Source organism: Pseudomonas sp. LB3P58 (assembly GCF_054897895.1).
Map to the genome: position 1 here is coordinate 5,044,758 of NZ_JBUBVE010000001.1, position 20,124 is coordinate 5,064,881.

Annotated in this window: 15 protein-coding genes; 14 read left to right on the forward strand and 1 reads right to left on the reverse strand. The window is 59.5% G+C overall.

The features are described from left to right. The first annotated feature begins 50 nt into the window (after positions 1-50). The 14 genes from ACYZTZ_RS23505 to ACYZTZ_RS23570 all read left to right on the forward strand — a co-directional run bounded on the left by ACYZTZ_RS23505 (position 51) and on the right by ACYZTZ_RS23570 (position 19,322). Positions 51-227, forward strand: coding sequence for a hypothetical protein (locus ACYZTZ_RS23505; protein WP_003176118.1), 177 nt, complete (start codon positions 51-53; stop codon positions 225-227). Then, a complete protein-coding gene (locus ACYZTZ_RS23510) occupies positions 211-3,165 on the forward strand; it encodes a sensor histidine kinase (RefSeq protein ID WP_162247459.1) in 2,955 nt (984 codons plus the stop codon). The genes ACYZTZ_RS23505 and ACYZTZ_RS23510 overlap by 17 nt, the downstream gene beginning before the upstream one ends. Before the next feature lie 22 nt (positions 3,166-3,187). Then, the gene (locus tag ACYZTZ_RS23515; protein ID WP_461999851.1) at positions 3,188-4,624 is read left to right on the forward strand and encodes a sigma-54-dependent transcriptional regulator; all 1,437 of its coding nucleotides are present in this window, start codon (positions 3,188-3,190) and stop codon (positions 4,622-4,624) included. A 709-nt stretch (positions 4,625-5,333) separates the two neighbouring features. Beyond that, a complete protein-coding gene (locus ACYZTZ_RS23520; protein ID WP_008153304.1) occupies positions 5,334-6,734 on the forward strand; it encodes a polynucleotide adenylyltransferase PcnB in 1,401 nt (466 codons plus the stop codon). A 3-nt stretch (positions 6,735-6,737) separates the two neighbouring features. Further along, a complete protein-coding gene (gene folK / locus ACYZTZ_RS23525) occupies positions 6,738-7,223 on the forward strand; it encodes a 2-amino-4-hydroxy-6-hydroxymethyldihydropteridine diphosphokinase (protein ID WP_461999852.1) in 486 nt (161 codons plus the stop codon). 367 nt (positions 7,224-7,590) lie between these two features. Then, positions 7,591-8,391 carry a 3-methyl-2-oxobutanoate hydroxymethyltransferase gene (gene panB, locus ACYZTZ_RS23530; protein ID WP_033054352.1) on the forward strand — a complete coding sequence of 267 codons (801 nt, stop codon included), beginning with the start codon at positions 7,591-7,593 and terminating at the stop codon, positions 8,389-8,391. Continuing rightward, positions 8,388-9,248 (forward strand): pantoate--beta-alanine ligase, encoded by an 861-nt coding sequence (panC, locus tag ACYZTZ_RS23535; protein WP_461999853.1) that lies wholly within the window; start codon positions 8,388-8,390, stop codon positions 9,246-9,248. Before panB ends, panC begins: the two co-directional genes overlap by 4 nt. Before the next feature lie 195 nt (positions 9,249-9,443). Further along, the gene (panD, locus tag ACYZTZ_RS23540) at positions 9,444-9,824 is read left to right on the forward strand and encodes an aspartate 1-decarboxylase (protein WP_461999854.1); all 381 of its coding nucleotides are present in this window, start codon (positions 9,444-9,446) and stop codon (positions 9,822-9,824) included. Positions 9,825-10,053: 229 nt separating this feature from the next. Beyond that, on the forward strand, positions 10,054-11,718 hold the full coding sequence (gene pgi / locus ACYZTZ_RS23545; RefSeq protein WP_076029727.1) for a glucose-6-phosphate isomerase: 1,665 nt from the start codon (positions 10,054-10,056) through the stop codon (positions 11,716-11,718). Positions 11,719-11,913: 195 nt separating this feature from the next. Beyond that, the gene (gene acs / locus ACYZTZ_RS23550) at positions 11,914-13,851 is read left to right on the forward strand and encodes an acetate--CoA ligase (RefSeq protein WP_461999855.1); all 1,938 of its coding nucleotides are present in this window, start codon (positions 11,914-11,916) and stop codon (positions 13,849-13,851) included. Between the two features lie 65 nt (positions 13,852-13,916). After that, positions 13,917-14,789, forward strand: a complete 873-nt coding sequence (locus ACYZTZ_RS23555) for an oxygenase MpaB family protein (protein ID WP_461999856.1) — start codon at positions 13,917-13,919, stop codon at positions 14,787-14,789. 175 nt (positions 14,790-14,964) lie between these two features. Beyond that, the gene (locus ACYZTZ_RS23560) at positions 14,965-15,981 is read left to right on the forward strand and encodes a class I SAM-dependent rRNA methyltransferase (protein WP_461999857.1); all 1,017 of its coding nucleotides are present in this window, start codon (positions 14,965-14,967) and stop codon (positions 15,979-15,981) included. A gap of 93 nt (positions 15,982-16,074) precedes the next feature. Beyond that, positions 16,075-19,026, forward strand: a complete 2,952-nt coding sequence (locus tag ACYZTZ_RS23565; RefSeq protein WP_461999858.1) for a DUF748 domain-containing protein — start codon at positions 16,075-16,077, stop codon at positions 19,024-19,026. After that, positions 19,026-19,322, forward strand: coding sequence for a DUF2845 domain-containing protein (locus ACYZTZ_RS23570; protein WP_461999859.1), 297 nt, complete (start codon positions 19,026-19,028; stop codon positions 19,320-19,322). The genes ACYZTZ_RS23565 and ACYZTZ_RS23570 overlap by 1 nt, the downstream gene beginning before the upstream one ends. 287 nt (positions 19,323-19,609) lie before the next feature. Here the strand turns inward: ACYZTZ_RS23570 and ACYZTZ_RS23575 are convergent, their stop codons facing one another. Continuing rightward, positions 19,610-19,966: a BON domain-containing protein gene (locus ACYZTZ_RS23575; protein ID WP_461999860.1), complete on the reverse strand. Its 357-nt coding sequence runs from the start codon at positions 19,964-19,966 to the stop codon at positions 19,610-19,612. Positions 19,967-20,124: the final 158 nt, after the last annotated feature.

Genomic DNA, 20,124 nt, shown 5'->3' on the forward strand with positions numbered 1-20,124 from the left:
TTACCATCGCCGCACGTTTTCGGGCACGCGCATAAAAAAGAGAGGCCGGGATGTACATCTATCGCTTGGTCCTGCTCCTGGTAGTGGGGATTTATCTGTTCTCCCCAGCCATCATGGATTGGTGGATCGACGCCACTGGCGCCTGGTATCGCCCTTATCTGCTCTGGCTGATTCTGATCGTCGTGACCTTCATCCTGCAGAGCCAAAAAGATGCCGATGAGCTTTAGCCTGACCCAGATGATCCTGATCAGCGCCGCGTACCTGGCGGTGCTGTTCGGCGTAGCCTGGGTCAGCGAACGGGGCATGATCCCCCGGGCGATCATTCGCCACCCGCTGACGTACACCCTGTCGCTGGGCGTGTATGCCAGTGCGTGGGCGTTTTACGGCACGGTGGGCCTGGCCTATCAATACGGCTACGGATTTTTGTCCAGCTATCTAGGCGTCTCCGGCGCGTTTCTGCTGGCGCCGGTACTTTTGTATCCGATCCTGAAAATCACCCGCACGTATCAGCTGTCGTCGCTGGCCGACCTGTTCGCCTTCCGCTTCCGCAGCACCTGGGCCGGCGCACTGACCACAATCTTCATGCTGATCGGCGTGCTGCCGTTGCTGGCGTTGCAGATTCAGGCGGTGGCCGACTCCATCGGCATCCTCACCCGCGAGCCGGTGCAACATCGCGTAGCCCTGAGCTTCTGCGCACTGATTACGCTGTTCACGATTTTCTTTGGCTCGCGCCACATCGCCACCCGCGAGAAACACGAAGGCCTGGTGTTCGCGATTGCTTTCGAGTCGGTGATCAAACTGATCGCCATCGGCGGCGTTGGCCTCTATGCGCTGTATGGCGTGTTCGATGGCCCGCAACAGCTTGAGCTTTGGTTGCTGCAAAACCAGACCGCGCTCGCCGCGTTGCACACGCCATTGCAGGAAGGCCCATGGCGCACGCTGCTGCTGGTGTTCTTCGCTTCAGCGATTGTGATGCCGCACATGTACCACATGACATTTACCGAAAACCTCAACCCTCGCTCGCTGGTCAGTGCGAGCTGGGGCTTGCCGCTGTTCCTGCTGTTGATGAGCCTGGCGGTACCGCTGATTCTCTGGGCCGGACTGAAACTCGGCGCGACCACCAACCCGGAATACTTCACGCTGGGTATCGGCATCGCCGCCAACAACAAGGCCCTGGCGCTATTGGCCTATGTCGGTGGATTGTCGGCGGCCAGCGGGTTGATCATTGTCACCACCCTGGCGCTGTCCGGGATGGCGCTGAACCATTTGGTGCTGCCGCTCTATCAGCCGCCGGCCGAAGGCAATATCTACCGCTGGCTGAAGTGGACCCGCCGGGCGCTGATCGTCGCGATCATCATGGCCGGCTACGGTTTCTACCTGCTGCTGGGCGCGGAACAGGATCTGGCGAATCTGGGCATCGTCGCCTTCGTCGCCACCCTGCAGTTCCTGCCGGGCGTGCTGTCGGTACTGTACTGGCCGACCGCCAACCGCCGCGGTTTCATCGCCGGTTTGCTCGCGGGGATTCTGGTGTGGCTGGTGACCATGCTGCTGCCGCTGGTCGGCAATCTACAGGGTTTCTACATTCCGCTGCTGAACATGATCTACGTGCTGGACGACACCAGTTGGCACATGGCTGCGATCGCCTCGCTGGCGGCCAACGTGCTGATGTTCACCCTGATTTCGCTGTTCACCAACGCCAGCAGCGAAGAGGCCAGCGCCGCCGAAGCCTGCGCCGTGGACAACGTGCGCCGGCCGCAACGCCGCGAACTGCACGCCGCCTCACCCCAGGAATTCGCCACACAGCTGGCAAAACCTTTGGGCGCCAAGGCAGCACAGAAAGAAGTCGAACAGGCCCTGCGTGACCTCTATCTGCCTTTCGATGAGCGCCGGCCTTATGCCTTGCGCCGCTTGCGCGACCGTATCGAAGCCAACCTCTCCGGCCTGATGGGGCCGAGTGTGGCTCAGGACATGGTCGAGACATTCCTGCCTTATAAGGCCGGCGGCGAAAACTACGTCACCGAAGACATCCACTTCATCGAAAGTCGCCTCGAGGATTACCACTCGCGCCTGACCGGGCTTGCCGCCGAACTCGATGCCCTGCGCCGCTATCACCGCCAGACCTTGCAGGAGTTGCCGATGGGCGTTTGCTCGCTGGCCAAGGATCAGGAAATCCTCATGTGGAACAAGGCCATGGAGGAGCTGACCGGGATTGCCGCGCAGCGTGTGGTCGGTTCGCGCCTGAGCACCATTGCCGATCCGTGGAAAGAGCTGCTGCAAGGCTTCATCAATCTGCCGGACGAGCATTTGCACAAACAGCACCTGGCGCTCGACGGCCAGACCCGCTGGCTGAACCTGCACAAAGCCGCGATCGATGAACCGCTTGCACCCGGCAACAGCGGCCTGGTGTTGCTGGTGGAAGACCTGACCGAAACCCAGATGCTCGAAGACAAACTGGTGCACTCCGAGCGTCTGGCCAGCATCGGCCGACTCGCCGCCGGCGTGGCCCATGAAATCGGCAACCCGATCACCGGCATCGCCTGCCTGGCGCAGAACCTGCGCGAAGAGCGCGAAGAAGACAGCGAACTGAAGGAAATCAGCGGGCAGATCCTCGAGCAGACCAAACGCGTGTCGCGCATCGTTCAGTCGCTGATGAGCTTCGCCCACGCCGGCAGCCATCAGCACAGCGACGAGCCCGTCTGTCTGGCCGAAGTGGCCCAGGATGCCATCGGTTTGCTGGCCCTGAACCGACGCAATTTCGAAGTGCAGTTCTACAACCTGTGCGATCCCGATCACTGGGTCGAAGGCGACCCGCAGCGGCTTGCACAAGTACTGATCAACCTGCTCTCAAATGCCCGCGATGCCTCGCCTCCCGGCAGCGCGGTGCGGGTCAAAAGCGAAGCCGGCGAACACACGGTCGATTTGATCGTGGAAGACGAAGGCAGCGGTATTCCGAAGAACATCATGGATAGATTGTTCGAACCTTTCTTCACCACCAAGGATCCTGGCGAAGGCACCGGTCTGGGCCTTGCACTGGTCTATTCCATCGTTGAAGAGCATTATGGACAAATCACCATCGACAGCCCGGCTGATGTTCAAAGCCAACGCGGCACCCGTATCCGGGTGACCTTGCCGCGTCATGTCGAAGCGACGTCCGCTGTGAACTGAGACCGTCGAGAGTATCGAATCAATGCCGCACATTTTGATCGTCGAAGACGAAACAATTATCCGCTCCGCCTTGCGCCGCCTGCTGGAACGTAACCAGTACCAGGTCAGCGAAGCCGGTTCAGTGCAGGAAGCACAAGAACGCTTCACCATTCCCACGTTCGACCTGATCGTCAGCGACCTGCGTCTGCCGGGCGCGCCTGGCACCGAGTTGATCAAACTCGGCCAGGGCACTCCAGTGCTGATCATGACCAGCTACGCCAGCCTGCGTTCAGCGGTCGACTCGATGAAGATGGGCGCGGTGGATTACATCGCCAAGCCTTTCGATCATGACGAAATGCTCCAGGCCGTCGCGCGAATCCTGCGTGACCGTCAATCGGTGCAAGCCAGCGGTGAGCCGGTCGCCGGTAAAGCCGGCAATGGCGCCGCGAAACCGGGCGCCAGCAACAACAACGGCGAAATCGGCATCATCGGCTCTTGCCCGCCGATGCAGGATCTGTACAGCAAGATCCGCAAAGTCGCGCCAACCGACTCCAATGTTTTGATTCAGGGCGAATCCGGCACCGGTAAAGAACTGGTGGCGCGCGCCCTGCACAACCTGTCCAAACGTGCCAAGGCACCGATGATTTCGGTGAACTGCGCGGCCATTCCAGAAAGCCTGATCGAGTCCGAACTGTTCGGCCACGAAAAAGGCGCGTTCACTGGCGCCAGCGCCGGGCGTGCCGGCCTGGTAGAAGCCGCGGACGGCGGCACCTTGTTCCTCGACGAAATCGGCGAACTGCCACTGGAAGCCCAGGCCCGCCTACTGCGCGTGCTGCAGGAAGGTGAAATTCGTCGTGTGGGTTCGGTGCAGTCCCAGAAAGTCGATGTGCGCCTGATCGCTGCGACTCACCGGGACCTCAAGAGCCTGGCGAAGATCGGCCAGTTCCGTGAAGACTTGTATTACCGCCTTCACGTAATCGCCCTGAAACTGCCGGCCCTGCGCGAGCGCGGCGCGGACGTCAACGAAATCGCCAACGCGTTCCTGGCGCGGCAGAGCGCGCGAGTCAACCGCACCGACCTGAAGTTCGCCCCGGATGCCGAGCAGGCGATTCGTCATTACGCCTGGCCGGGTAACGTTCGTGAGCTGGAAAACGCCGTAGAACGCGCCGTCATCCTGTGCGAGAGCCCGGAGATTTCCGCCGAGCTGCTGGGGATCGACATCGAACTGAGCGATCTGGACGATGACGATTTCATCGGCTTGCCTCCACAACAGGGCAGCGCCGCCGGTAACAATAGCCATGAGCCGACCGAAGACCTGTCACTGGAAGACTACTTCCAGCACTTCGTTCTCGAGCATCAGGACCACATGACCGAAACCGAGTTGGCGCGCAAACTCGGTGTCAGTCGTAAATGCCTGTGGGAACGCCGTCAGCGCCTGGGCATTCCGCGGCGCAAGACCGGGGTGGCCAGCGAGAGCTGAACGTCACCTGTCTGATGCGCGGGTAACAAGTGACATTGCGAAAAAACTGTTACCTCAGTTTTTTCACGTAACAGAAGCCGGGGCTTACGGTAACGAAGCCCCGGTTTTTTTTGGCCTCTGAAAACCTCATCAGCCGGCCTAACCCCTTGTTTTACTGGGTCTCGCAAAAGTTGGCACGCACCCTGCTATATGTTTGGTACAAGAACAATAACAAGCAATGCACAAGACAATAAAAATAAGACGTATCGACTCACGCACAATAAAAACAAGACGGCGAGAGGCGCAGCTAACTGATTCTTTTGGAGAGGCGTTGTATTTGGGGCTTGCCCCGCGACCAGGCCGAGAACAACAAAAACTGTCACAAGACAGAGCCTGCACTGGTTGGATCGCAAGATCACTGCAACACAGCGACCAAAGCAATCCGTTTGCTCTTGGCTCCCGATTGGGAGGGTCATGAAGGAAAAACTTCATGGCGAGGGCACTTAACAAAAACAAAAAGCCCGAATCAAAAATAAAAATAGAGCATGCAACTACTTTCTTGGGGAGCTTCGGCTCCCCTTGTAGTTTCTGCCGTTTGGACCCGCTACAAACCCTCCCTTCAAGCGCTTGCGCAGCTTCCTACACCATCCCCCGACTAAATGCTAGAATCCCCGCCCATCATGCGGTCATTCTTCGTTTTGGCCGAACATTCCTTCAAACAGTGCATCCCATGCTGAAGAAGCTGTTCCAGTCATTCCGTTCTCCCAAGCGTCATACGCAACACATTCGCAGTACGCCTGAAGTGCTCAACAGCGGCCAACATTCGCTGCAAAAGGCCCAATTCAGTCGCTACGCGGTGAATATCGTCGAACGCCTGCAGAACGCCGGTTACCAGGCTTATCTGGTCGGCGGCTGTGTGCGTGACATGCTGCTCGGCATCACGCCAAAAGATTTCGACGTCGCTACCAGTGCCACACCTGAACAGGTGCGGGCCGAATTCCGCAACGCGCGGATCATCGGTCGTCGCTTCAAGCTGGTGCACATCCACTTTGGCCGCGAAATCATTGAAGTCGCGACCTTCCGCGCCAATCACCCGCAAAACGATGAAGAGGAAGACAGCAACCAGTCTTCCCGTAACGAGAGCGGGCGCATCCTGCGCGATAACGTCTACGGCACGCTGGAAGAAGACGCGCAACGCCGCGACTTCACCATCAACGCCTTGTATTACGATCCGGTCAGCGAGCGCATCCTCGACTACGCCAACGGCGTACACGACATCCGCAATCACCTGATCCGCCTGATCGGCGATCCGAAGCAACGCTACCAGGAAGATCCGGTACGGATGCTGCGAGCCGTGCGTTTCGCCGCCAAGCTGAATTTCGGCATCGAAAAACACAGCGCCGCGCCAATCCGTGAGCTGGCGCCGATGCTGCGCGAGATTCCATCGGCCCGCCTGTTCGAAGAAGTGCTCAAGCTGTTCCTCTCCGGCCATGCCGCGGACACCTTCGAGATGCTGGTCGACCTGCAGCTGTTCGATCCGCTGTTCCCGGCCAGTGCCGAGGCGCTGGAATACAACCCGACGTACACCCACACGCTGATCAGCGAAGCGTTGATCAACACTGATCTGCGGATCAAACAGAACAAACCGGTGACCCCGGCGTTCCTGTTTGCCGCCCTGCTTTGGCCTGCCCTGCCAGCCCGTGTATTGCGTCTGCAAGAACGTGGCATGCCGCCGATTCCGGCGATGCAGGAAGCGGCTCATGAACTGATCGCCGAACAGTGCCAGCGCATCGCGATTCCGAAGCGCTTCACCATGCCGATCCGCGAGATCTGGGACATGCAAGAGCGTTTGCCACGCCGCAGCGGCAAGCGCGCCGACCTGTTGCTGGACAACCCACGGTTCCGTGCCGGTTACGACTTCCTGCTGCTGCGCGAAAGCGCTGGCGAACAGACTGATGGCCTGGGCGAATGGTGGACGGATTATCAGGACGCCAACGACAGCGAACGTCGCGACATGATCCGCGACCTCAGCGGCAAGGATGACGGCACTGGCGCTCCACGCAAACGTCGCCGCAGCGGTGGCGCCAAGCGCAAACGCACCGCCGGTGCACCGAGCGCCACGGGCGAGTAATCCATGGAACGCATCTACATCGGCATGGGCAGCAATCTGGCTGACCCCGCCGAACAATTGCGCAGCGCCATCGACGCGCTGGCACAGTTGCCGCAAACCGAATTGATCGGGGTTTCCGGATTTTATCAGAGCGACTCGCTGCTGCCCGGCCAACCGCGTTATACCAACGCGGTTGCCGCCCTCGACAGCACGCTCCCGCCGCTGGCGCTGCTTGATGCGCTGCAAGCCATCGAGAACGGGCAGGGCCGCGAGCGCCTTGAACGCTGGGGGCCGCGTACGCTGGATCTCGACATCGTACTGTTCGGTGATCGGCTGATCGATGAACCTCGCCTCAAGGTGCCTCACTACCATCTGCAGGAACGAGCTTTCGTTCTGTATCCACTGGCCGAACTGGCGCCTGCGGATTTGCGTCTGGCCGATGGCCGCAGCCTGAGTGATTTGCTCGCTGCCTGCCCGTTCGTCGGGTTGGAACGCCTCCCCCAAAATTGACACCATCACCCTGTGGGAGCGAGCTTGCTCGCGATAGTGGCCTGTCATTCAACATTGATGCCGGCTGATCCACCGCTATCGCGAGCAAGCTCGCTCCCACATTGGTTTTGTGTCGAACATGAGATCGGTAGTTGCTGAATCGCATCAGTTACCCCGGTAACACCCCACGCGTAACAATGCGGTAACACACGCAATTGACTTCCCGAGTTCTCCTCACGACTATAGGCGTCCCGCTGCCGCCAACACGGCGTTGAAGGGCGCAATCCAGGCCTTAAAAGCACGACAACAGACCGTGCGCCTGTATTTAACGAAGAATCACGCGCGTTACTCGCAGTAGTTTCCACAGCGCCTGAATGAGGAACTTTTCATGCCAGCCATCACCCTGACCACTCTGCAAGGTCTCAAGCAAAAAGGTGAAAAGATCACCATGCTGACCTGCTATGACGCGACCTTCGCCCACGCCTGCAATGAGGCTGGTGTCGAAGTGCTGCTGGTGGGCGACTCCCTTGGCATGGTTTTGCAAGGTCACGACAGCACCCTGCCGGTCACCACCGCTGAAATGGCTTACCACGTGGCGTGCGTCAAACGCGGTAACACCGATGCGTTGATCCTCGCCGACCTGCCCTTCATGGCCTACGCCACCACCGAACAAGCCATGACCAACAGTGCCCTGTTGATGCAGGCGGGTGCGCACATGGTCAAGGTTGAAGGTGCGCTGTGGCTGGCGGACTCGATCCGTCTGCTGGCCGAACGCGGTATCCCGGTGTGCGCGCACATGGGGCTGACACCGCAATCGGTGAATATCCTCGGCGGTTACAAAGTCCAGGGTCGCAACGAAAACCAGGCGCGGCAGATGCGTGCCGATGCGATCGCCCTGGAACAGGCCGGCGCGGCGATGTTGCTGCTCGAATGCGTACCGAGCGAACTGGCCGAAGAGATCACCCAGGCGGTGAAAATCCCGGTGATCGGCATCGGCGCCGGCAGTGGCACCGACGGCCAGGTACTGGTTCTGCACGACATGCTCGGCCTGTCGATCACTGGCCGTGTGCCGAAGTTCGTGAAGAACTTCATGGCCGGGCAACAAAACATTCAAGCGGCGCTCGGTGCGTACGTCACTGAAGTCAAAGCGGCGACTTTCCCTGGTATCGAACACGGATTCTCTGCATGAACACCGTAAAAACCGTACGCGAATTGCGGGCCGCCGTGGCCCGTGCCCGCAGCGAAGGCAAGCGCATCGGCTTCGTGCCGACCATGGGCAACCTGCACAGCGGTCATGTGGCACTGGTGACTAAAGCCAGCCAACGAGTGGATTTCGTGGTCGCGAGCATTTTCGTCAATCCGTTGCAGTTCGGCGCCGGCGAAGACCTCGACAAGTACCCGCGCACCCTCGCAGCCGATCAGGAGAAACTGCTCCAGGCCGGTTGCCACTTGCTGTTCGCGCCAACTGTTGAAGAAATGTACCCCGACGGCATGGTCGGCCAGACCCGAGTCAGCGTTCCGCAACTCTCCGAAGGCCTCTGCGGCGCCAGCCGTCCCGGGCATTTCGAAGGTGTGGCGACGGTGGTCACCAAGCTGTTCAACATGGTTCAGCCGGACCTGGCGATCTTCGGCCAGAAAGACTTCCAGCAACTGGCGGTGATCCGCGCCCTGGTGCATGACCTGAACATGCCGATCCAGATCATCGGCGAACCGACGGTACGTGCACCCGATGGCCTGGCGCTGTCGTCGCGCAATGGTTTCCTCAGCGAAGAACAGCGGGCCGTTGCGCCGGTTGTGTATCGCGGTTTGAGCCAGATTGCCGACGCGATCAAACAGGGCGAACGGGATTTCCCGGCGTTGATCGGTGCGCAGATCAAGCAGCTTGAAGCGGCTGGTTTCCGTTCTGATTATCTGGAGATTCGTCATGCGCTGACCTTGCGCCCGGCAACGGCGGAAGATCGGGATCTGGTGATTCTGGTGGCGGCGTTCCTGGGCACTACGCGGTTGATCGATAACCTGCATCTGAACCTCGACGCGCCCGCATAAACGCTACAAAACCACTGTGGGAGCGGGCTTGCTCGCGAAAGCGGTCTGACAGTCAACGATGATGTTGAATGTGATGGCCTCTTCGCGAGCAAGCCCGCTCCCACATTAGATCTACGTCGCTTCCAGACCGTATTGCTGGCCCTCAAGCCTTTGGGCACAATGCCCGCCGTTCGATTCCGACCCGGGGAAACACTCATGCACGCCATCATGCTCAAAGCCAAGCTGCATCGCGCCGAAGTCACCCACGCTGTACTCGATTACGAAGGTTCTTGCGCCATCGACGGCGAATGGCTGGACCTGTCCGGCATCCGTGAGTACGAACAGATCCAGATCTACAACATCGACAATGGTGAACGCTTCACCACCTACGCGATACGTGGCGAAGAAGGCTCGCGCATGATCTCGGTCAACGGTGCCGCCGCACACAAGGCCAAGGTCGGTGATCGCGTGATCATCTGCGCATACGCCCACTACAGCGAAGCCGAGCTGCTCAACTTCAAGCCACGCATGCTCTACATGACGCCGGGTAATGAACTGAGCCACACCAGCAATGCCATTCCGGTTCAGGTCGCCTGATCCCGTCTTAGCCCCTCCCCCTTCCGTTTGTCGGACCGTTCCCTGCTCGATGTATAAAAAAGTACCGGGAACGGGTCAGACAAAGTCAAGACAGATCGCAGCGCGAGGTTTACTGTATTCGCCCTGTGTCATGAAATCGTGTCGACGCAGTTGACCGGACGCCCACCCACAGCGCTCCGGTATTTTTAGTGTTCAAAAGGCCGTTCAAGTAAAAAGGAAACCCGCAGCGATGGCGTATTACCGCACCCCCCAAGACGTTACCGCTCTGCCCGCCTGGCAAGCGTTGAATGACCACCGCCAAGCCATGCAAGACTTCAGCATGCGCGAAGCCTTTAATGCCGATCCGCAGCGTTTTACCCAATTCACCCTCAGCAGCTGCGGCCTGTTTCTCGACTACTCGAAGAACCTGATCAACGCCCAGACCCGCGATCTGCTGGTGGGCCTGGCTAACGAAGTCGACCTCCAGGGCGCGATCAAAGCGCTGTTCGAAGGCGAAATCGTCAACTCCTCCGAAGGTCGTCCGGCCTTGCACACCGCCCTGCGCCGTCCGGTCGGCGACAAGCTGAAGGTCAACGGCGTCAACGTGATGCCGGAAGTGCACAAGGTCCTGAACCAGATCACCGACCTCGTGGGCCGTATCCACGACGGTTTGTGGCGCGGTTACTCCGAGAAGCCGATCACTGACGTGGTGAACATCGGCATCGGTGGCTCGTTCCTCGGCCCGGAGCTGGTCTCCGAAGCGCTGTTGTCCTACGCCCAGAAAGGCGTGCGCTGCCATTACCTGGCGAACATCGACGGCAGTGAGTTCCACGAACTGACCATGAAACTGCGCGCCGAAACCACGCTGTTCATCGTTTCGTCGAAATCCTTCAACACCCTCGAAACCCTGAAGAATGCCCAGGCCGCACGCGCCTGGTACCTGGCTCAGGGTGGTTCCGAAGCCGAGCTGTACCGTCACTTCATCGCCGTCTCCAGCAACAACGCAGCGGCAGTGGCGTTCGGTATTCGCGAAGAAAACATTTTCCCGATGTGGGACTGGGTTGGCGGCCGTTACTCGCTGTGGTCGGCCATCGGTTTGCCGATCGCCCTGGCCATCGGCATGTCGAACTTCAAGGAACTGCTGTCCGGTGCCTACACCATGGACCAGCATTTCCAGAGCGCGCCTTTCGAACAGAACATGCCGGTGCTGCTGGCGTTGCTCGGCGTGTGGTACGGAAATTTCTGGGGCGCGCAAAGCCACGCGATCCTGCCGTACGACCACTACCTGCGTAACATCACCAAGCATTTGCAACAGCTGGACATGGAATCCAACGGCAAGAGCGTGCGTCAGGACGGCACGCCAGTGTCCACCGACACCGGCCCGGTGATCTGGGGTGGCGTGGGCTGCAACGGTCAGCATGCGTATCACCAGTTGCTGCACCAGGGCACCCAACTGATCCCGGCGGACTTCATCGTGCCGATCGTCAGCTTCAACCCGGTCTCCGACCACCACCAGTGGCTGTACGCCAACTGCCTGTCGCAAAGCCAGGCGCTGATGCTGGGCAAGACCCTTGCCGAGGCCGAAGCCGAGTTGCGCGACAAAGGCATGAGCGAAGAAGAGGTGCAGAAACTCGCGCCTCACAAGGTGATCCCGGGCAACCGTCCGAGCAATACGTTGGTGGTCGAACGCATCAGCCCGCGTCGTCTCGGCGCATTGGTGGCGATGTACGAACACAAAGTCTTCGTGCAAAGCGTGATCTGGGGCATCAACGCCTTCGACCAGTGGGGCGTGGAGCTGGGCAAAGAGCTGGGTAAAGGCGTCTACAACCGCCTGGTCGGCAGCGAAGAAACCCCGGCTGACGATGCTTCAACCCAAGGCTTGATCAACTACTTCCGCGGTCGTCACCGCGGGTGATCTGACACTGCACTTGTTACCCCCTGTGGGAGCGAGCTTGCTCGCGATAGCGGTTTGTCATTCAACATTGAAGTTGACTGACACGACGCCATCGCGAGCAAGCTCGCTCCCACATTGGTTCTATGTACACCTTGAACTCGATATTCGCAGGGCGCATCTTTATTACTTGTCGCAAAACAAGAATAAGGAACCGTCATGTTCGATATCAGCACGTTCCCTCAAGCCGATGCCGTCCGCCGGGCTGCACAATTAAGTCAAGACGACTACAAGCGCCTGTACCGCCAATCCATCGAACACCCCAGCACCTTCTGGGCCGAACAGGCCACACGCTTTCTCGACTGGAGTAAGCCGTGGGATACCGTCCAGCGCTATAACCTGAAAACCGGTGAGGCGAGCTGGTTCGCCGGCGCAAAGTTGAATGTCAGTTACAACTGCATCGACCGTCACCTGGAAAAGCGCGGCGATCAAATCGCGATCATCTGGGAAGGCGACGACCCTGCCGAATCCGTGCAGATCAGCTACAAAAAACTTCATCACAACGTCTGTCGCCTGGCCAACGTGCTCAAAAGCCGTGGCGTGAAGAAAGGCGACCGCGTGTGCATCTACATGCCGATGATCCCCGAAGCCGCCTACGCCATGCTCGCCTGCACGCGCATTGGTGCGGTGCATTCGGTGGTGTTTGGTGGTTTCTCTCCGGACTCTGTGCGTGACCGGATTCTCGATGCCGACTGCCGCACCGTGATCACCGCCGATGAAGGCGTGCGCGGCGGTAAAGTCGTGCCGCTCAAGCAAAAGGTCGACAAGGCGCTGCACAGTTGCCCGAACGTCAGCACCGTCATCGTGGTCGAGCGCACTCAGGGCGAAGTGGATTGGGTCGAGGGCCGGGACATCTGGTATCACCAGGCGCTGCGTGACGTCAGCGACGATTGCCCACCTGAGCCGATGGACGCCGAAGACCCGCTGTTTATCCTCTACACCTCCGGCAGCACCGGCAAACCCAAAGGCGTGCTGCACACCACCGGCGGCTATCTGCTGCAAGCGGCGATGACCTTCAAGTACGTGCTCGATTACCGCGACAACGAAGTTTTCTGGTGCACCGCCGATGTCGGCTGGGTCACCGGCCACAGCTACATCGTCTACGGTCCGCTGGCCAATGGCGCGACCACGCTGATCTTCGAAGGCGTGCCGAGCTACCCGAGCAGCTCGCGCTTCTGGCAGGTGATCGACAAGCACCATGTGAACATTTTCTATACCGCCCCGACCGCCCTGCGCTCCCTGATGCGTGAAGGCCCCGAACCGTTGAAGGAAACTTCCCGCGCGAGCCTCAGATTACTCGGCAGTGTCGGTGAGCCCATCAACCCGGAAGCGTGGGAGTGGTACTTCAATGCCGTCGGCGAACAGCGTTGTCCGATCGTCGATACCTGGTGGCAGACCGAAACCGGCGGCATCATGCTCAGCCCTTTGGTCAGCGCTCAACGGATCAAACCCGGCTGCGCCACGCAACCGATGTTCGGCGTGCAACCGGTGCTGCTCGATGAAGTGGGCAAGGAAATCAAAGGCGCCGGCAGCGGCGTGCTGGCGATCAAGTCCAGCTGGCCGGCGCAGATCCGCAGCGTCTACGGCGACCCGCAACGAATGGTCGACACCTACTTCAAGCCCTACCCCGGTTACTACTTCACCGGCGACGGTGCCCGGCGCGATGAGGATGGCGATTACTGGATCACCGGGCGCATCGACGACGTGATCAACGTCTCCGGGCACCGCATCGGCACCGCGGAAGTGGAAAGCGCATTGGTGCTGCACGACAGCATCGCCGAAGCGGCGGTGGTCGGTTACCCGCACGACGTCAAGGGTCAGGGCATCTACGCCTTCGTCACCCCCATGAACGGCACCGAGCCCAGCGACGAACTGAAGAAAGCATTGCTGGCTCACGTCAGCGAGGAAATCGGCAGCTTCGCCAAACCGGACCTGATCCAGTGGGCGCCGGCCTTGCCGAAAACCCGTTCGGGCAAGATCATGCGGCGCATTCTGCGCAAGATCGCCTGCAACGAACTGGACAGCCTGGGCGACACCTCGACCCTGGCTGACCCGAGCGTGGTCCAGGAATTGGTCGATAAACGCCTGAACCAATAATCGCTTGTTTCAAAAGCCTGCGCGGCCGTTAATGGCCGCGCCTCCTTTTCCGTCACTGAGCCGCCATGGAATTCATTCGAACCCGCATCGAAACCCAGATCATGAGCCTGACCGGGCTGTCTCTGGGCAAGCTCGACCTGGAAAACCCCAAGGGTGATCCCGGCCTGTTCGGCCCCGATTCGGTGAGCTGGCAAGTGCATGGCGATTTCAGCAGCATGCTGATCGGCGGCATCAGCGCCCTGATGCTGCAAGCACTGCATCCACTGGCCCTGGCCGGGGTCTGGGACCATTCGAATTTCCGCGAGGACATGATCGGTCGACTGCGCCGCACCGGGCAGTTCATTTCCGGCACCACCTTCGGTTCGCGAAAGGACGCCGACTGGCTGATCGAGAAAGTCCGCACCATCCACCTGCAAGTGACCGGCACGGCACCGGATGGCCGGCCCTACGCCGCCAGCGATCCCGATCTGTTGACCTGGGTGCACGTGGCCGAAGTCAGCAACTTCCTCGCGGCCCATTTGCGTTACCGCAACCCCAACCTTTCCCTTGCTGATCAGGACCGTTACTACGCGGAAATCGCGCTGGTCGCCGAACGGCTCGGCGCCCGTGACGTGCCGCGTTCGCGGCAGGAAATTGCCGATTACCTTGAACGAGTTCGCCCACAGCTGCTGTGCGATGAGCGCAGTCGAGAGGTGTTACGGCTGTTGTTGAACGCCCCGTCCCCCAGCCGTTTGGCCAGACCTTTCGGCGGTTTGATGATGAAGGCCGGGATCGACCTGCTGCCGGACTGGGCCAGTGACATGCTGGGCGTCAGCCAGAGCCCGCTGCAACGCAAGCTGATCCGCGCCAGCATCAATCGCAGCGTGCCGATGATGCGTTGGGCGGTGCGTAACGGCTCGGTGCACCGGGCCAAACGACGGATGGGGTTGTTGACCTGATTGCCCCCAAAAGCATCGCGAGCAGGCTCGCTCCCACAGTGGATTTGTGTCGAGCATAAATTTTCAAACAATAGAGATTTTCTGTGGGAGCGAGCCTGCTCGCGATGGCATCACCTCGGTTCCGGCCCAAGCTGTTAAACTCCCGCGCCAAATTCCCTCCTGCAAGGCGCCCAGCATGTCTTCCTTGAATCAGGCGCTGCGCGCCGCCCTCGATCGTCGTCAGGACCTGCTGGCCGAACTGCATCAGCAAGGCACCGATTGCTATCGCCTGTTCCACGGCAGCCAGGAAGGCGCTGGCGGCCTGACGATCGACCGCTACGGCCCGCAATTGCTGGTGCAAAGCTTTCACCAGTCGCTGGAACGAGATGCGCTGCTGCAACTGCACGACACCATCAATCAGCACCTGGGCCTCGAAACGCTGCTGGTCTACAACGATCGCTCCCGGGGCAACTCGCGTATCGACCGTGAAGACACCGTCTACCACGCCGACGAGGCCGCCCTGCAAGACTTGATCGGTCACGAATGGGGCTTGAACTACCGGGTTCGCGGCCGCCACGCCGGCCAGGATCCGCTGCTGTTTCTTGACCTGCGCAACACGCGCGGTTGGGTCAAGCAGCACAGCAAAAACAAAAGCGTGCTGAACCTGTTCGCCTACACCTGTGGCGTAGGCCTGAGTGCAGCGGCCGGTGGTGCGAGCGAAGTCTGCAACCTCGACTTCGCTGAGGGCAACCTGGCCGTCGGCCGTGAGAACGGCCTGCTCAATCCCCAGTTGCCGACCATGGACTTCATCCAGTCCGACTATTTCCCGGCGATTCGCCAGTTGGCCGGCCTGCCGATCAGCCAGCGCCGCGGGCAAAAACTGCCGAGCTATCAGCGTCTGGAACAGCGTCAGTACGACCTGGTGCTGCTGGACCCGCCGGCCTGGGCCAAGAGTGCTTTCGGCACCGTCGACTTGCTGCGCGACTATCAGAGCCTGCTGAAGCCGGCATTGCTGACCACCGCCGACAATGGCGTGTTGATCTGCTGCAACAACCTGGCAAAAGTCAGCATGGACGACTGGCGCGATCAGGTTTTGCGTTGTGCAGAGAAAGCCGGCCGGCCGGTGCGCGAGTGGACAGTGATGAAACCGGGCGGCGATTTTCCGTCAATGGATGAGCAGCCGCCGCTGAAAACCCTGATTCTGCAACTCTGAGATTCGTCCGAAAAATCAGATAATTCCTATAAAGCTTGATCACTTCGGAACCGGAAACGCGTGCCATACTCCAACGCACTCCGATTCAGACAGATGAAGCCACACATGCCCAAAGGATTGATTCGCGCTATTGGCGCTCTGTTGACCGCTCTAGCCCTCTACAGCCTGCTGGGGTTTCTGATTTTGCCGGGCATCGCGTTACGGGTGGCCAACCAACAATTGGCCAACTACGCGACGACGCCCGCCACGATTCAGCGGATCGAACTCAACCCGTTCAGCCTTGAAGTGACCCTGTGGGGCCTGATCATCGGCGAGCCGGGTAAGGAACAGGTTGGCTTCGAACGCCTGTACGCCAACCTGCAGATCGACAGCCTCTGGACCAAGGCGCTGCACCTGTCCGATATCGAAATAGACAAACCCAAGACCGAAATCCTCTTCGGCAAGGACGGCAAGCTCAATCTGCTTGGCCTGTTCAAAATCCCCGCCAGCGAGCCGACGCCCGCCGACCCGAACGCCAAACCGTTCCCGTTGCGCATCGAGCGGATCAAACTGGCCGGCGGTGTTGTGCACTTCCAGGATCAACGCCCCAGCGAACCCATCGAATTTCTCTACGACAAACTCGACTTCGAACTGAAAAACCTCAGTACCCTGCCTGAAGACAGTGCCGACATGACCTTGGTGGCCATCGGCCCGGCAGGTGGACAGATCGACTGGACCGGCAATTTCAGCCTGATCCCGATCGCCTCCGAAGGTAAGCTGAAGATCACCAACGGCAAGATGAAATCCTTTTGGCCCTATGTGCGCGACTCGGTGCCACTGGTGCTCGAAGACGGCGTCATGAGCCTCAGCACCGACTACAAACTCAACCTGGCCAAGGAAACCGAACTGCTGTTGAGCAACGTCGCCGTCAGCATCGCGCCGTTCGCGATCAAAGCACCAGACGGTCGACCGCTGGCGAAACTCGAGCGTCTGGACATCAGTGAAACCACCGTCGACCTGGCAAAGCAGCAAGTGGTCGTCGGCAAGATCCGCAGCCAGAAACTGGAAACCTGGGCCGCCCTCGAGGCCGACGGGCAACTCGATTGGCAGAAACTGTTCGCCAGCCAACCGTCCAAAGCAGCCGTCAAAGCCAAGGCCGAACCGGCCAGCACCCCGGCAGCCGCCGATTCACCGAAACCCGCCCCGGCGCCACCGAGCAAGCCATGGCAGGTGCTGCTCAAAGACGTGCAACTGCGCAATTACCAGGTGCATCTGGCTGACCGCAAAGCGCAACCCGCCGTAGCGTTGGATGTCGGCCCGTTGAACCTGGACCTGCAGAATTTCGACAGCCTCAATGGCTCGCCTTTCAACCTCAAGCTCGATACGGGCGTGGGCAAGCAAGGCAAGATCACGGCAGACGGTATCGTCAATCTGGCCCCGGTCAGCGCCAGGTTAAACGTACAAACCAAGGACATCGACCTGCGCGTCGCCCAGTCCTATATCAACCCGTTCATTCGTCTGGAACTGCGCAGCGGCATGCTCGGCAGCGATCTGGCGGTCGATCTGAAAAGCACCGAGCCGCTGGCATTCAGCGTCACCGGCCGTGCTCAGGTAGATCAACTGCATACCCTCGACACCCTCAAAACCCGCGACTTCCTCAAGTGGCAGCAGTTGGTGCTCGAAGGCCTGAACTATCAGCACGGCGACAGCCTGTCGATCGACAAGGTCAACCTGTTCCAGCCTTATGCGCGCTTCATGATCAACGATGACCGCACCACCAACATCGATGATCTGCTGATCCCGCAACCGGCCGACTCAGGCGCCAAAACGGCTGCCGCCAAACCTGTCAGCAAGGAAAAACCGCTGGGCATCCACATTGGTGGCATTGCCATCAATGACGGCTCGGCCAACTTCGCCGACTTCAGCCTGACCCCGAATTTCGCCACGGCCATTCAACAGCTCAATGGGCAAATCGGCACCATCGACAGCCGTCAGGCGAAACCGGCCAGCGTCGATATCAAAGGCAAAGTCGACCGCTATGCACCGGTCACCATCAAGGGCTCGGTCAACCCGTTCGACCCGATGGCCAGCCTCGATATCGCCACCAGTTTCAAACGTGTTGAACTGACCACGCTCACGCCCTACTCCGGCAAGTTCGCCGGTTACCGCATCCGCAAGGGCCGGCTCAATCTCGACCTGCATTACCTGATCACCAAGGGCCAGCTCAAGGCCGAAAACAAAGTGGTGGTCGAACAGCTGCAACTGGGTGAGAAAGTCGACAGTCCGGACGCCGTGAGCCTGCCGCTGAAACTGGCGATCGCGTTGCTCAAGGACGTCGACGGCAAGATTTCCATCGAACTGCCGGTGACCGGCGACCTGAACAACCCGCAGTTCAGCATCATGCCGATTGTCTGGCAGACCTTGCGCAACCTGATCGTCAAAGCCGCCGCAGCACCGTTCAAAATGATTGGCGGACTGGTCAGTGGCGGCGGTTCGGAAGATTTGGGCTCTGTGTCGTTTGCTCCGGGTTCAAGCGACCTGAGCAAGGAGGCCGAGGGCTCGCTGGTCAAACTGTCCCAGGCCCTCAAGGAACGTCCGGCCCTGCGTCTGGAAATCGAAGGCACGGCGGCCGCCAGCAGCGATGGCCCGCTGATCGCCGAGCAACGTCTGGAACGGGAATACCAGTACAACTACTACAAAATGCTCCAGCGTCGCGGTGACAAGGTGCCGGCTCAGGCTTCATTGCTGGCAGTACCGGATAACGAGAAAGGTCCGCTACTGGAAGGGATCTACCGCACGCGTCTGAAGACGCAGCCGCCCGCCGAGTGGAAGGATCTTGGCAAGGAAGAACGCACGGTAAAAATGCGCGAATACGTGATCAAGTTCTGGAGTTCCAGCGACGTGCTGTTGCGTCAGTTGGGTCAGGAGCGCGCCAGCAGCATCAAGGATTATCTGGTCGACAAGGGTCAGTTGGCCGATGACCGCGTGTACTTCATCGACGCTAACCTCGGCGAAGCGGAAAGTGACGGTCGAGTGGTTACGCCGCTGCATCTGGACGCCGAGTGATGTGCGCGAAATGGCTGATGAGCCTGGCTCTGGCGATGGCCGCCTGTCAGGCCTCGGCGGCGGATACCCTGCGCTGCGGCAGTCAATTGGTCAGTGTCGGGGACAGGTCCAGCGAAGTGCTGCAGAAATGTGGAGAACCGGTCAGCCGTGATCTGTTGGGCTACAAGCGCAGCGCCAACCGGCGGGAAGAGTTTCAAGTCGAGGAATGGACCTACGGACCCAACGGCGGGATGTACCAGTACCTGCGCTTTGAAGGTAATCGTTTGAAGCAGATCACCAGCAAGCGCGGTAACTGAGTCCCCCACAATCTTATGTAGACCCCAGTCAATGTGGGAGCGAGCTTGCTCGCGATAGCGGTCTTTCATTCAACATAGGTGTCGAATGTTAGTCAGCAATCGCGAGCAAGCTCGCTCCCACATTTGGTTTTGCGTCGCTCACAAATAGAACAGGCCCCTGACACGAATGTCCGGGGCCTGTAATGGCCACATCCTTATGGCCTTTCGCATGAACTCTCCTGGGGCGGCAGACGTATTGCTCGGCCCGCCTGTCGCGCCTTCTCCCAGTCCAGGCGAGAAGTCTTGCCTTACTCGGCTTTCAGGCCGTCAGCGGAGACCGCCTGGACGCCTTTGATTTTCTTGGCGATCGCCACGGCGGTGGCTTTCTGAGCGTCAGTTACCGCAACGGTGGACGACAGAGACACTACGCCTTTGTTGGTTTCGACTTTGATGTCGGTGCCAGGAATGCCTTTTTCCGTCACCAGGTCGGCTTTGACTTTAGTGGTGATCCAGGTATCGGAAGTAGCTTCTTTGGCTTTGGTGACTTCACCCGCCGCCAGAGTCATCGGAGCCTGGGTGGCTTGGGTGGTCTGTGCAAATGCGACGTTGGCCATGGTCAGGGTCAACGCGGTAGCAGTAGCGGCAGCGATAGCGAACTTCTTCATACGAGTAACTCCTGTTTTTCATAAAGTCTGCTGCGTGTCTTGTCAGCAGGGTTACTGGAGATAGTGCGAACGCTGTGCCAAGTTTGAGACAACCAACAAATACATATAAATCAATAGCTTACAAAATCACCTGATTTTCGAAATCATGCAAAATGCAT